The sequence below is a fragment of the Pseudonocardia sp. OZ21 genome (assembly GCF_059359135.1).
This window is the reverse complement of sequence record NZ_JCADBN010000003.1, coordinates 97,069-109,469: the sequence shown is the minus strand read 5'-3', so window position 1 is coordinate 109,469 and position 12,401 is coordinate 97,069. Positions and strand designations below refer to the sequence as shown.

At 73.3% G+C, this 12,401-nt stretch carries 9 protein-coding genes; 6 read left to right on the top strand and 3 right to left on the bottom strand.

Going from position 1 to position 12,401, the window contains the following annotated elements; all coding sequences use genetic code 11:
* The first annotated feature begins 33 nt into the window (after positions 1-33).
* Positions 34-2,358 (top strand): beta-xylosidase/alpha-l-arabinosidase, encoded by a 2,325-nt coding sequence (locus tag AC5L35_RS07350; RefSeq protein WP_495058798.1) that lies wholly within the window; start codon positions 34-36, stop codon positions 2,356-2,358.
* A gap of 51 nt (positions 2,359-2,409) precedes the next feature.
* Here AC5L35_RS07350 and AC5L35_RS07345 read toward each other — a convergent pair whose 3' ends face one another.
* Positions 2,410-4,380: a TPM domain-containing protein gene (locus AC5L35_RS07345; protein WP_495058797.1), complete on the bottom strand. Its 1,971-nt coding sequence runs from the start codon at positions 4,378-4,380 to the stop codon at positions 2,410-2,412.
* Positions 4,381-4,496: 116 nt separating this feature from the next.
* On the opposite strand from AC5L35_RS07345, the gene yczE reads away from it, so the two are divergent.
* Both yczE and AC5L35_RS07335 read left to right on the top strand, forming a co-directional pair.
* Positions 4,497-5,138: a membrane protein YczE gene (gene yczE / locus AC5L35_RS07340; RefSeq protein WP_495058796.1), complete on the top strand. Its 642-nt coding sequence runs from the start codon at positions 4,497-4,499 to the stop codon at positions 5,136-5,138.
* Between the two features lie 142 nt (positions 5,139-5,280).
* A complete protein-coding gene (locus AC5L35_RS07335) occupies positions 5,281-6,135 on the top strand; it encodes an LLM class flavin-dependent oxidoreductase (protein WP_495058795.1) in 855 nt (284 codons plus the stop codon).
* 82 nt (positions 6,136-6,217) lie between these two features.
* Here AC5L35_RS07335 and AC5L35_RS07330 read toward each other — a convergent pair whose 3' ends face one another.
* Together AC5L35_RS07330 and AC5L35_RS07325 are read right to left on the bottom strand one after the other, a co-directional pair.
* On the bottom strand, positions 6,218-7,489 hold the full coding sequence (locus AC5L35_RS07330; protein ID WP_495058794.1) for a Bcr/CflA family efflux MFS transporter: 1,272 nt from the start codon (positions 7,487-7,489) through the stop codon (positions 6,218-6,220).
* A 71-nt stretch (positions 7,490-7,560) separates the two neighbouring features.
* The gene (locus AC5L35_RS07325; protein ID WP_495058793.1) at positions 7,561-8,928 is read right to left on the bottom strand and encodes a type I glutamate--ammonia ligase; all 1,368 of its coding nucleotides are present in this window, start codon (positions 8,926-8,928) and stop codon (positions 7,561-7,563) included.
* On the opposite strand from AC5L35_RS07325, the gene AC5L35_RS07320 reads away from it, so the two are divergent.
* From AC5L35_RS07320 to AC5L35_RS07310, 3 genes are read left to right on the top strand one after another with little or no spacing between them, the layout of a single operon-like run.
* Positions 8,927-9,967: an alanine racemase gene (locus AC5L35_RS07320; RefSeq protein ID WP_495058792.1), complete on the top strand. Its 1,041-nt coding sequence runs from the start codon at positions 8,927-8,929 to the stop codon at positions 9,965-9,967. The two genes, AC5L35_RS07325 and AC5L35_RS07320, sit on opposite strands and share 2 nt — an antisense overlap.
* A 25-nt stretch (positions 9,968-9,992) precedes the next feature.
* Positions 9,993-11,153, top strand: a complete 1,161-nt coding sequence (locus AC5L35_RS07315) for a pyridoxal phosphate-dependent aminotransferase (protein WP_495058791.1) — start codon at positions 9,993-9,995, stop codon at positions 11,151-11,153.
* Positions 11,150-12,058, top strand: coding sequence for an NADP-dependent oxidoreductase (locus AC5L35_RS07310; RefSeq protein WP_495058790.1), 909 nt, complete (start codon positions 11,150-11,152; stop codon positions 12,056-12,058). Before AC5L35_RS07315 ends, AC5L35_RS07310 begins: the two co-directional genes overlap by 4 nt.
* The last annotated feature ends 343 nt before the right edge of the window (positions 12,059-12,401 follow it).

Here is a 12,401-nt window from a genome sequence, read left to right as displayed (position 1 = left end):
CCGCCCCGAACGCCGAACTTCCGAAAGGACGTCATGAGTACCGACGTGTCCAGCACGAGCGCGGCGACGCGCAGCGACGACCCCCGGGTCGCCGAGCTCGTCGCCCGCATGACGCTGGAGGAGAAGCTCGCCCAGCTGGTGGGGCTGTGGGAAGGGCGAGGCGGCTCCGGGGAGGGCGGCGACGTCGCCCCGATGCAGGACGCGATGCAGGACGAGCAGAGCGAGTTCGAGGCGTTCGCCGAGCACGGGCTCGGGCAGCTGACGCGCGTGTTCGGCACCACGCCGATCGACCCGGTGCAGGGCGCCAGGACCCTGGCGGCGAAGCAGCGCTGGCTCACCGAGAACACCCGGCTGGGCATCCCGGCGCTGGTGCACGAGGAGTGCCTCACCGGGCTCGCGGCGTGGAAGGCCACCACCTTCCCCGCGCCGCTGTCCTGGGGCGCGAGCTTCCACCCCGAGCTGGTGCAGGAGATGGGCGCGGCGATCGGGCGCTCCATGGCGGGCCTCGGCGTCCACCAGGGCCTCGCCCCCGTGCTCGACGTCGTCCGTGACGCCCGCTGGGGCCGGGTCGAGGAGTGCATCTCCGAGGACCCCTACGTGGTGGGCACCATCGCCACCGCGTACGTCCGCGGCGTCCAGAGCACCGGCGTGGTCGCCACGCTCAAACACTTCGTCGGGTACTCGAACTCCCGCGCAGGGCGCAACCTCGCGCCGGTGCACGCCGGGCCGCGCGAGGTCACCGACGTCCTGCTGCCCCCGTTCGAGATGGCCGTGCTCGACGGCGGCGTCGGTTCGGTGATGAACTCCTACGCCGAGATCGACGGCATCCCGGTCGCCGCCGATGCCGGGCTGCTGACGGGTGTGCTGCGGGATCGGTGGGGTTTCGAGGGCACGGTGGTGGCCGACTACTTCGCGGTCGCCTTCCTGCACACCCTGCACGGTGTGGCTGCCGACCTGGGTGACGCGGCTGCGCAGGCCCTCGCGGCCGGTATCGACGTCGAGCTGCCCACGGGCACCGCCTACCTGGCCCCGCTGGCCGCGAAGGTGCGCGCAGGCGAGCTGCCCGAGGAACTGGTCGACCGCGCCGTGCACCGCGTGCTGGCCCAGAAGGCCCGGCTCGGCCTCCTCGACGCGGTCTTCGACGAGACCAGCGTGGACGCCGAGATCGACCTCGACCCGCCGGAGCACCGGGCACTGGCCGCCCGGCTGGCGGAGGAGTCGGTGGTGCTGCTCGGCAACAACGGCATCCTGCCGCTGGACCCGGGAACCGCCGCCCGGATCGCCGTGGTCGGCCCGAACGCCGACGACACGGCGGCGCTGTTCGGGTGCTACAGCTTCGTCAACCACGTGATCGCCCTGCACCCCGGCACGGAGCTGGGCTTCGACGTCACCACGGTGCTCGACGCGCTGCGGGCCGAGCTGCCGTCGGCGACCGTCGACCACACCCGGGGCAGCGACGTCGACACCGCCGACACCACCGGGTTCGCCGCCGCCGTGGCCGCAGCCCGTGACGCGGAGCTGTGCGTTGCCGTGGTCGGCGACCGGGCCGGCCTGTTCGGCCGGGGCACGTCGGGCGAGGGCTGCGACGCCGAGTCGCTCGACCTGCCCGGCGTGCAGCGTCAGCTCGTGGAGGCGCTGCTGGACACCGGCACCCCGGTCGTCCTCGTGCTCCTGACGGGCAGGCCGTACGCCGTCGGATGGGCGCTGGACCGGTGTGCCGCCGTCGTCCAGGCGTTCTTCCCGGGTGAGGAGGGCGCGGCCGCGATCACCGGGGTGCTCTCCGGGCGGGTCAACCCGTCGGGGCGGCTCCCTGTCACCCTGCCGCGCTCGGTCGGTGCCCAGCCCTACAGCTACCTGCACCCGAAGCTCGGGGGCGCCAGCTCGGTGAGCAACATCGACACCGAACCGGTGCGCCCGTTCGGCTACGGGCTGTCCTACACCTCGTTCGAGCACACCGACCTGCGCGTCGCCGCGCAGCAGGTGCCGACCGACGGGGCGATCGAGGCCACCTGCCGGGTCACCAACACCGGCGACCGGGCGGGCACCGAGATCGTCCAGCTCTACGCCACGGACGTCGTCGCTGCGGTGACGCGCCCCGTGGTGCAGCTGCTCGGCTACGCCCGAGTCGACCTCGAGCCGGGGGAGAGCGTCGAGGTGACGTTCGACGTCCCCACCCAGCGGCTCGCGTTCAGCGACCGGCGCATGGTGCGGGTGGTCGAGCCCGGTGCGATCGACCTCTTCGTCGGCACCAGCTGCGAGGAGCCGGTGCTGACGGGTGCGGTGGAGCTGACCGGCCCGGTGCACGAGGTGACCACGGCCGACCGCAGGCTGGTCGAGGTCGCGATCACCCGCAGCTGATCAGGCTCCCCTGATCCACGTCCGCTCCCCCGGGCGCGGCGGCGGCTCGCCTCAGAAGCGGCCGCCGCCGCCACGGCGGCCCCGCGTCGCGGACCCACCGAAGCTGGCCGGACGCCGGTTGCCGCCTCCACCGCGGCTGCCTCTACCGGGGCCACCCCCACCACGGTGGCCACCGCTCGCTCCGGCCAGGATTCCGCCGAGGATCAGGCTGCCCAGGTCGAGGCCGCCCGCTCCGGTCATCGACGGTGACGGCGCGGACCAGCGGGAGACGTCGGCCTGGGCGAGCCGCAGGGCTTCCTGCGCGAGCGCGTCGGCCTGCTGCGCCTCGCGGAGCGCGACAACGGGATCACCGCCGCTCGCCTGCTGCAGGTGTCGCTGCGCCTCGGCGAGCCGGGTGCGCGCCTCCGTGCCGACTGCGCCCCGGCGGGTGGCGATGAAGTCGCCTGCTGCCGCCACGGCGGATCGGGCGGTGAGCAGGGTCTGGTCGAGAGCGGCAGCGGCCCGGCGGGCCCGTTCCTCGGCCATGCGTGCCTGGTCGAGTCCCTGGTCCAGCGCCGTGCCTGCTTCGTCGAGCAACCGGAGCGCGGAGATCGGGTCGGGTTCAGCGGCGTTCGCCGTCTGGTCGGCGGCGGCCACCGTGGCCTCGGCCCTGGCGACTATCGCCGCCAGCCCTCCGGCCGTGGCCGTGGCGGCGAGCGCCCTGGCCTCGGCGAGATCCTGCATCACCTCCACCCGGGCGGCCGGAACGCGCGCCGCCGCACCGGTGAGCTCGGCCTCCAGCCGCCCGATCCCGTCGAGCAGGGTCTCGGCCTGGGTGACCGCATCCTCGGCGGCGCGGCCGGACACCACAGCGGCAGCGGGCCCGGGCGGCCCGGCGAGCTCGGTGTTCGCCTCGTCGAGCTCCGCTCCCGCGGCGGCGAGCAGCTGTCGGGCCTGGTCGAGGTTGCCGGCCACGGGGGTCAGCGCGGACGGCGCATAGCGTCCCTGCAGATCGGTCCAGGCCGTCTCGGTGCCGGGCAGCCGCGCGGTCACGGCGTCGAGGCGGCCGCCCAGCCCGGCGACGTACTCCGGCGCCTTCGCCTCGAGGTCGCGCAGCCGGTCGAAGGCCTCGACCTGGGCGTCCAGCCGCTCGTCCGCGGTACGGCAGCCCCTGATGATGGCCGCGTACATCGTGCGCTTCGCGGCCTCGGCCTCCGGCTGGTCGTCGTCGAGCCGCTGGCGGATCTCGAACGCCGCCAGCATCTCTGCGCGCGACTGCTCCAACGCCGACGAGAACGCGGCCACCGCGGCGTCGCCGAAGTGGGCGCGGGCGGCCGACAGCTCCTGCTCCGAGGTGCGCACCGCGTCGTCCACCTCGATGAGTGCGGTGCTGGCGCGGTAGGCGAGGTCGTCGGTGGGGACGTTCCCGAACTCGTCGTCGCGCGGCACGGGCGGTGCTCCGGGCGCCGGCGCGGCGGCCGGGGTCCTCCTCCGTCGCCGGGCCAGTGCGTACGCGCCGCCGCCGACCACGACGGCGCCGCCGACGACCAGCAGGCCGACCGGCACCCCGCCGCCGGCCGAGGAGTCCGCGGTGCGCAGCCCGTCCGCGAGAGCGACCGCGGCCCCCGCCCAGTCGTTCGCGGCGAGGCGCGGCTCCACGTCCGTCCTGCGGACGCTGTCCGTCGTGGACTCCGACAGCGGGAACCCGTCGGCGATCGAGACGTAGTAGGCGCGGTCGCCGGTGGCCACCGCGAGGAGGACGTCCTCCGGGCCGAACTGGGACAGCTGCGCGGTTTCGTCCGCCCAGTCCTGTGGTGCGGCACCGTCGAACGAGTCGACGTAGACCACGAAGAGATCGATGCCGTCCTGGGAGCGCAACTGCTCGATCGCCCCCGCGACCTGCGCCGTCTGCTCCGGAGTGAGCGCCGCCGCCTCGTCCGTGACGCGGTCGACCAGACGGAACGGAGGCTCGGCCAGCGCCACGCCTGCGCCGGCGATCAGCAGCGCGACGAGCACTGCCGGGATAGCGAACAACCTGCGCACGGCGACCTCCGCGGCTCGGGGACGTTGCCATCATGTCGCGTCACCTCGACCCAGCACGGTCCACTCGCCGTGGATTGGCCATGGTCGCTGCTGCTGAACCACACAGGATGGAGGTCATGGCCGTCGTCGATCTCCGTCCGCTCCCCGTCCGTCGGCAGCCGGCACGGCGTATCCCGCAGTTGCTGATCGGGCTGACCCTCTACGCCACGAGCATGGCGATGCAGATCCGTGGGGCGCTCGGGCTCAACCCCTGGGACGTGCTGCACCAAGGGCTCACCGAGCAGACGCCGATCGGCTTCGGTGCCATGACCGCGGTCACGGGCGTGCTGGTGCTGCTGCTGTGGATCCCGCTGCGCCAGCGTCCCGGGTTCGGCACGGTGGCGAACGTCGTGGTGATCGCGGTCGTCGTCGACGTGGCACTGGCGGTGATCCCGGCGCCGTCGGCGCTGCCGGCCCGGATCGGGCTGCTGGTGGGCGGCGTCGTCCTCAACGGGGTGGCGACCGCGGCGTACGTGGGCGCGCGGCTGGGCCCCGGTCCGCGGGACGGGCTGATGACGGGGCTGGCGGCCCGAACCGGCTGGTCGGTACGTCTGGTTCGTTCTGCGATCGAGGTGACGGTGCTCACAGCAGGCTGGCTGCTCGGCGGCACCGTCGGAGTGGGCACCGTGCTGTACGCGCTGGCGATCGGCCCTCTCACCCAGGCGTTCCTGCCGCTCCTGGCGGTGCGGGAGGGTCGCGGGACGGCCGATACCTCCTGATCGGGCCCGGGTGTGGCCTCGGCGGACGCCCCGGAGGTGGCCTCTACGCTTTTGTTGAAGGCTCAGCGATGGCCTGCCAAGGGCCGCAAGGCACCGGACACGCCGACCTTCGACCCTCTCAGCGATCGCCAAGGAGATCTGTATGAAGATCGGTTTTGGGCTTCCGAACCAGGTCCGCAACGTCCGCCCCGAGACGATTCCGCAGTTCGCGTCCGCCGCGGAGGAGGCCGGATTTTCCACGCTCGGCACCGTGGGCCGCTACGCCTACCCGGGCGTGAGCGACACGATCACCCTCGCCGCGGCGGCCGGCGCCACGAAGACCATCGGCCTGTTCAGCCACGTCATGCTCGCGCCGGTGTGGCCCGGTGAGCTGCTGGCCAAGGAGCTCGCCGGCATCGACGGCGTGTCCGGTCACCGGCTCACCGTCGGGATCGGCGTCGGCGGGCGTGCGGACGACTTCGCCGTGGACGGTTTCGGCATGGGCGGTCGGGGCAAGCGGATGGACCGCGACCTCGAGGTCTACCGGAGCGTCTGGAAGGGCGAGCCGGTCGGCGGTGGCCCCAACCCCGCCGTGCCCGCGGGCACCCGTGAGATCCCGCTGATCTTCGGCGGCATGAGCCCGGTGGCGTACGCCCGGATGGCGCGCGAGGGAGTCGGGTACGTCGGTGGCTCGGCGCCGGTTTCGATGGTCGCGCCGTCCTTCGAGGGCGCCCGCGCAGCCTGGAAGGAGGCGGGGCGCTCCGGCGAGCCGCGGATCATCGCGATCGGCTACTTCAACCTCCTCGCCGAGGACGAGGGCCGCAAGAACGTCAAGGACTACTACAGCTTCCTCGGCGACGACATGTCGAACGGGATGGCGGGCGCCGTGAGCGCCTCGCCGGAGGCGATCAGGGAGGTCGTCAAGGCGTACGAGGACCTCGGGGCCGACGAGTTCATCCTCATCGCGACCACGGACGACACCGACGAGGTGAGCCGGCTGGCCGAGATCGTCTTCTGACGGTCCCGCCGGGCGCAGCCAGGTTCAGGAAAGCCACTTTCAGGCCCTCACAGGGCAGGAAAGTGGCTTTCCTGAACTTCGGTCAGTGCACGACCACCACGGCTTCGGCTGCTGTCGACGGCTCCATGTCCTCCAGGCGCCACGGCCGCACGACGGTGACGAGGACGACCAGCGACAGCACCAGGCCGCCCGCGACGACGAGGCTCATCCCCACGGCGTTGTTTCCGAGCACGCCCACCAGTGGCGAGACGAGCGCGCCGACTCCGAACTGCACCGCGCCCAGCAGGGCGGCGGCGGTGCCTGCGGTCTCGCCGTGGCGCGACAGCGCGACGGCCGGAGCGTTGGGCAGCGCGAGCCCGACCGCGAACAGCACCAGCCACAGCGCGAGCAGCACACCGAGGAGCCCGTCGAGGTCGAGCAGGGCCACCGCGAGCAGGAGCAGCCCGGCCCCCGCGCCCGCGGCCACCGCGGTGAGCAGCAACTGCCGGGGCTCGAAGCGGCGCAGCAGCACGGGGTTCAGCTGAGTGGCGGCGATCAGCCAGATCGCGCCGCTGCCGAAGATCAGTCCGAACTGCTGCTGGCTGACGCCGTACTGCTCCTGGAAGACGAACGACGCGCCGGAGACGTAGGCCAGCACTGCCGACAGCGCGAGCCCGGCGACGAGCACGAGACCGACGAACGTCCGGTCGCGGAACAGCCCTCCGTAGGTGCGCAGCGTCCCGACCACGCCTTCGATCTGTCGGTTTTCCGGCGGGAGCGTCTCCGGCAGGGCGCGGGCCGCAACGGCGATGAGCACCAGCCCGAGTATCGCCAGCAGCGCGAAGATCCCGCGCCACGAGGTGAAATGCAGGATGAACCCGCCGAGGGTCGGTGCGATCACCGGCGACACCCCCATCACCAGGATCAGCCGGGACAGCAGGGTCGCCGCGGCGCGGCCGGAGTAGAGGTCGCGCACCATCGCCAGCGCGATGACGGCGCCCGCAGCCGCGCCGAGGCCTTGGAGCAGGCGCAGGCCGCCCAGCACCTCGATGGTGGGTGCGATCAGCGAGAGCGCCGAGGCGAGCACGTGCACCGCGGTGCCGATCAGCAGTGGGGTGCGCCTGCCGTACCGGTCCGACAGCGGGCCGACGACGAGTTGGCCGAGCCCGAGCCCGAGCAGCGTGCCGGTGAGCGTCAGCTGGACGATGGTCGACGTCGCGTGCAGCTCGGCGCCGATGGTCGGCAGCGCGGGCAGGTACATGTCGATGGTGAGGGGTCCGAGCGCGGTGAACGCGCCCAGAACCAGGACGAGCCGAAGCCGCTTCCCCCGGGTGTCCGGTACGGCCGTCGGGACACGATCGGGAGCTGGTGTCACGGAGTGCTGAAATGCCCCGGGCGGAACGACTGTTCCCACTCGGAGATCAGGTGTGATTCACCTCATGGCGGTCAGTAGCGCCAGCGCAGCCCGGCCAGCACGTCGTCGGGGGAACGGCCGTCGGCGGCCGCGGCATCGGAGCGCCGGACGGCGAGGAACGCGCCCAGCAGCTCGTCGCCGAGCACGGCCGTGATGCGCGGGTTGGTGCGGAGCGCGTCCTCCTGCTCCGCCTGAGTGGACGGGAGCGCGGCGACCCCTCGGGCGGCGCGATCCTCGGGACTCCACGACCCCGGATCGGACTGGACGGGAGGGTCGAGCCGCAGCCCTTCGGCCACCCCGGCCGCCCCCGCCGCGAGCAGCGCGGCCACCGCGAGGTGGGGGTTGGCCGACGCGTCGGAGGTCTTCAGCTCGATGTTGGCGTGGTCGGTCCCGAGCAGCGGGGTGCCCGGCACGTAGCGCAGCGGCGCCTCCCTGTTCTCGACGCCCCACACCGCGTACGCCCCCGCGAAGAACCCGGGGCGCAGCCGGGCCAGTGACCCGACGCTGGGAGCGCTGATCGCCGCGATGGCGGGCAGGTCCCGCAGGAGACCGGCGACGTAGGCGGCGCCGTCGGCGCCGGGGCCCTCAGCCGTGCCGGCGAGGAGGTTGTGCCCGTCGCGCCACAGGGAGCTGTGGATGTGCCAGCCGTTGCCGGCAGCGGCCGTCGCCGTGAGCGGCGCGAAGCTCAGCCGCACCCCGTGGCGCCGGGCGGCTGCACGCAGTGTCTGGCGGGCGAGCAGCTGCCGGTCGGCTGCGGTGACGGGGTCGGTGGCGGCCAGGGACAGCTCCATCTGGGCGGGCCCGTACTCGGCGTGCAGCTGCCCGATCTCCAGCCCGTTGGCGGCGAAGTCGCGCAGCACGTCCGCCACGAACCCGTCGACCGCGACGAGCGCGTGCGGGCTGTACGCCGGACCGGGATGGGCGGGCTCCAGCTCGTCGGGACCGCCCTCGGCGTAGACCCCGAACTCCATCTCGTACCCGACGAGAGCGGTCAGCCCGGCTGCCGCGAGCGCCTCGACCTGCCGCTCCAGCACCCCCCGCTGGTCGTAGGGCCACGGGCTGCCGTCGGCGTTGACCAACCGTCCCGGGGTCCAGGCCAGCGCGGGCTGCCCGACGAGCCGCACCAGCCTCTCGAGCACCGGCACGAGCCGCACGTCCCCCGACGGTGAGGACAGGCCCTCGTGGGCGAACGTGATCGCGTCGGAGCTGTCGAACACCGCGAACAGCGTGGTGACACCCACGCCCACCTCGGCCACCCGGGGCAGCGCCGCGACGGGCACGATGCGCGCTCGCGGGATGCCGTTGTTGTCCGCCCAGCTGATCATCACGCCCGCGACGCCTGCGTCGGACAGTGCCGCGGTGACGCCTCGGACGTCGAGCGGTGCGTCGGTGGAGGTCATGACGGCAGAGTCCTCCGCCGTCGCGCAGCGCGCCACTAACGTGGCGATCATGCGGATCGACGAGCTCCCCACACCCGCGTTGCTGGTCGAGCGGGCGGCGCTGGACGCCAACCTCGACACGATGAGTGCCGCGCTCCCCGGGGCCCGGCTGCGCCCGCACGTGAAGGCACACAAGTGCACGGCGCTGGCCCACCGGCAGCATGCCAACGGCCACGCCGGGTTCACCTGCGCCACGGTGCGCGAGTGCGAGGTGATGGCCGCCGCGGGCCTCGGTGCCGACCTGCTGCTGGCCAACGAGGTGCTCGACGCGCGCAGGCTCGGAGCGCTCGTGCGCGAGGGGGCGCGGGTCACCGTCGCCGTCGACTCGCCGGAGACGGTCGCCGCGGCAGCGGCGGGCGGGGTGCGCGAGGTGCTGGTCGACGTGAACGTCGGCCTGCCCCGGTGCGGCTGCCCGCCGGAACGGGCGGGTGAGCTGGCCGACGCCGCCCGCCGCGCCGGGCTCGAGGTGCGCGGGGTCATGGGCTACGAGGGCCACCTCATGCTGGTGGCCGATCCGGCCGACCGGGCGCGGATGACCGGGGACGCCATGGCTCTGCTGGTGGCTGCCGCCGCCGACGTGGGCGGGGAGATCATCAGTGCCGGCGGTACCGGCACGTACGTGGACAACACCTGGGCCACCGAGATCCAGGCCGGCTCCTACGCGCTCATGGACACGGCGTACGGGGCCGTCGTGCCGTTCGGGCAGGCGCTGTCGGTGCTCGGCACGGTCGTGTCCGTGGCGGCCACGCATGCCGTGGTCGACGTGGGGCTCAAATCCCTCGGCATGGACCACGGTCTGCCCACCATCGCCGACGCCCAGGTGTGGTTCTGCTCCGACGAGCACACGACGTTCGCCCCTGCGACACCCGTGCGGGTCGGTGACCGCGTCCGGGTGCTCCCGGCGCACGTCGACCCGACCGTTGTCCTGCACGAGCGGATGCACCTCGTGGACGGTGACGAGATCGTGGAGACCTGGGCCGTCGACATGCGGGGCTGGTGACAGCCGGGCGCTATACCGTGGGGGGATGCTGGTCGAGCGGATGCGGGCCCACACGTCCACGATCTTCGCCGAGATGTCGGCGCTCGCATTGCGGACCGGGGCGATCAACCTCGGCCAGGGATTCCCCGACACCGACGGTCCGCCGTCGCTGCTCAGCGACGCCGCGGCCAACATCCGGGGCGGGCTCAACCAGTACCCGCCGGGCATCGGTGTCCCCGAACTGCGCTCCGCGGTGGCCGAGCACCAACGCCGGTTCTACGGCCTCGACGTCGACCCCGACACGGTGCTCATCACCACCGGCGCCACCGAGGCGATCGCCGCCGCCGTGCTCGCGCTGTGCGGGCCCGGCGACGAGGTGGTGACGTTCCAGCCCTACTACGACTCGTACGCGGCCACCATCGCGCTGGCCGGGGCCGAGCTCCGGGCGGTGGCGCTGCGGCCTCCGACGTTCGGCTTCGATCCCGACGAGCTGCGCGCCGCGTTCTCCAGCCGCACCCGTCTCGTGCTCGTGAACACCCCGCACAACCCCACCGGCGCGGTGTTCGACCGCGAGCAGCTCACCCTGATCGGCGAGCTCGCCGCCGAGCACGACGCCGTCGTCGTCACCGACGAGGTGTACGAGCACATGGTCTACGACGGCCGCGAGCACGTGCCGATGGCGACGCTGCCGGGCCTGGCCGACCGCACGCTGACCATCTCGTCGGTCGGCAAGACGTTCTCGGTCACCGGGTGGAAGGTCGGGTGGATCAACGGGCCGGCCGAGCTGGTCCACGCCGTCCGCGCGGTGAAGCAGTTCCTCACCTACGTCAGCGGTGCGCCGTTCCAGCCCGCGATCGCCGCCGCGCTCGCGCTGCCCGACTCCTTCTACACCGGGCTGGCCACCGATCTGCAACGCAAGCGCGACCTGCTCTCCGACGGGCTGCGGGAGGCCGGGTTCACCGTGTTCGACACGGCGGGCACCTACTTCGTGGTCACCGACGTCACGGCGCTCGGCTTCACCGACGGCGCCGAGTTCTGCTGGACCCTGCCCGAGCGGATCGGCGTGGCCGCGGTACCGGTGTCGGTGTTCTGCGCCGACCCCGATCTGGGGCGGTCACTGGTGCGCTTCGCGTTCTGCAAACGCGACGAGGTGCTCGAGGAAGCGGTCTCCCGGCTGGCCGCGCTGCGCACGGAGGTGCGGGCATGAAGGCGTACGGGTTCACCGCGTTCGGCGGCCCCGGGAACGAGACGATGCTCGACGTGCCGGTGCCCGTACCCGGGCCGGGCGAGCTGCTGGTCCGCGTGCGGGCCGCCGGGGTCAACCCGGGCGACTGGAAGCTGCGCGACGGCGGCTACGGCGACATCACGCTGCCTGCCGTGCTCGGCCGCGAGGTCGCCGGCACCGTCGTGGAGACCGGTCCGGACGTCGACGGTTTCGCCGTCGGCGACGAGGTGTTCGGCGGCAACCCCGGCATGGTCGGCGGATGGGCCGAGTTCGCGCTCGTCACGGCGTCGTTCGCTGCGCACCGTCCCGAAGGCGTGACCCCTGCCGACGCCGCGGCACTCCCGGTGGCCGCGGCCACCGGCTACGACGCACTGACCGGGCTCGACCTGCCACCCGGCTCGACCTTGCTGGTCAACGGTGCAGGCGGCGGGGTGGGGGTGCCGACCCTGCAGCTCGCCCGCGCCCGCGGGCTCGTCGTCGTCGGCACGGCGAGCCCGGGCAAGCACGACCTCGTGGCCTCCTACGGCGCCGTCCCCGTGGCGTACGGGGACGGGGTCGCCGAGCGCGTCCGCGCCGCCGCACCCCAGGGCCTCGACGCGGTGTTCGACACCGTCGGCGGAGACGCGTTGCGTGCGGTGGCCGAACTGCTCCTCGACCGCTCCAAGCTGGTCACGATCGCCGACCGGCCGCTCGCGGCGCAGCTGGGGGGAAGCGGCGTGGAGCGGGACCGCAGCACTGCCGTGCTCACCGCGCTCGTGCGGCTCGTCGCCGACAGGGAGCTCGACCCGCTCGTCAAGGAGATCCGCCCCCTCGACGAGGCCGGTGCCGCACTCGCGATGGTCGAGTCCGGGCACACCACCGGCAAGGTCGTGATCTCGGTCGGCTGAGGGCCGGCCGGAAGGGGCGGAGGCACGAGTTCCGCCCCTCGGCCGCTTCATGATCGGCCGGATGGAGCTGTTCCGGAGCCAGGACGCACCGTAGGGTTCGCTCGCTCGGTGTGATCGGCTCGGGAAGGGTTGGATGCGCGACTCGCACGGCCGTGCGGGGTGTTCGTGGCCACCCTGGTGACCGCCGCCGCCCTGTGTTGCCCGACCGGTCCCGCGGACCGCTGCCGCCGGGCTCCCTCCCCAACGCGTGCTCCCGTTGGACGGTCCGCGCTCGCCGCGCCGTCCCCGCTCGCCGATCACCACGGGCGCGCGGCTTTTCCTCGACGACCCCGAACCCGGAGGA

Bases quoted from the DNA above. Each gene is read 5' to 3' on its own strand.
- AC5L35_RS07350 (WP_495058798.1), top strand. From the start codon at position 34: ATGAGTACCGACGTGTCCAGCACGAGCGCGGCGACGCGCAGCGACGAC.
- yczE (WP_495058796.1), top strand. From the start codon at position 4,497: ATGGCCGTCGTCGATCTCCGTCCGCTCCCCGTCCGTCGGCAGCCGGCA.
- AC5L35_RS07335 (WP_495058795.1), top strand. From the start codon at position 5,281: ATGAAGATCGGTTTTGGGCTTCCGAACCAGGTCCGCAACGTCCGCCCC.
- AC5L35_RS07320 (WP_495058792.1), top strand. From the start codon at position 8,927: ATGACGGCAGAGTCCTCCGCCGTCGCGCAGCGCGCCACTAACGTGGCG.
- AC5L35_RS07325 (WP_495058793.1), bottom strand. From the start codon at position 8,928: ATGACCTCCACCGACGCACCGCTCGACGTCCGAGGCGTCACCGCGGCA.
- AC5L35_RS07315 (WP_495058791.1), top strand. From the start codon at position 9,993: ATGCTGGTCGAGCGGATGCGGGCCCACACGTCCACGATCTTCGCCGAG.
- AC5L35_RS07310 (WP_495058790.1), top strand. From the start codon at position 11,150: ATGAAGGCGTACGGGTTCACCGCGTTCGGCGGCCCCGGGAACGAGACG.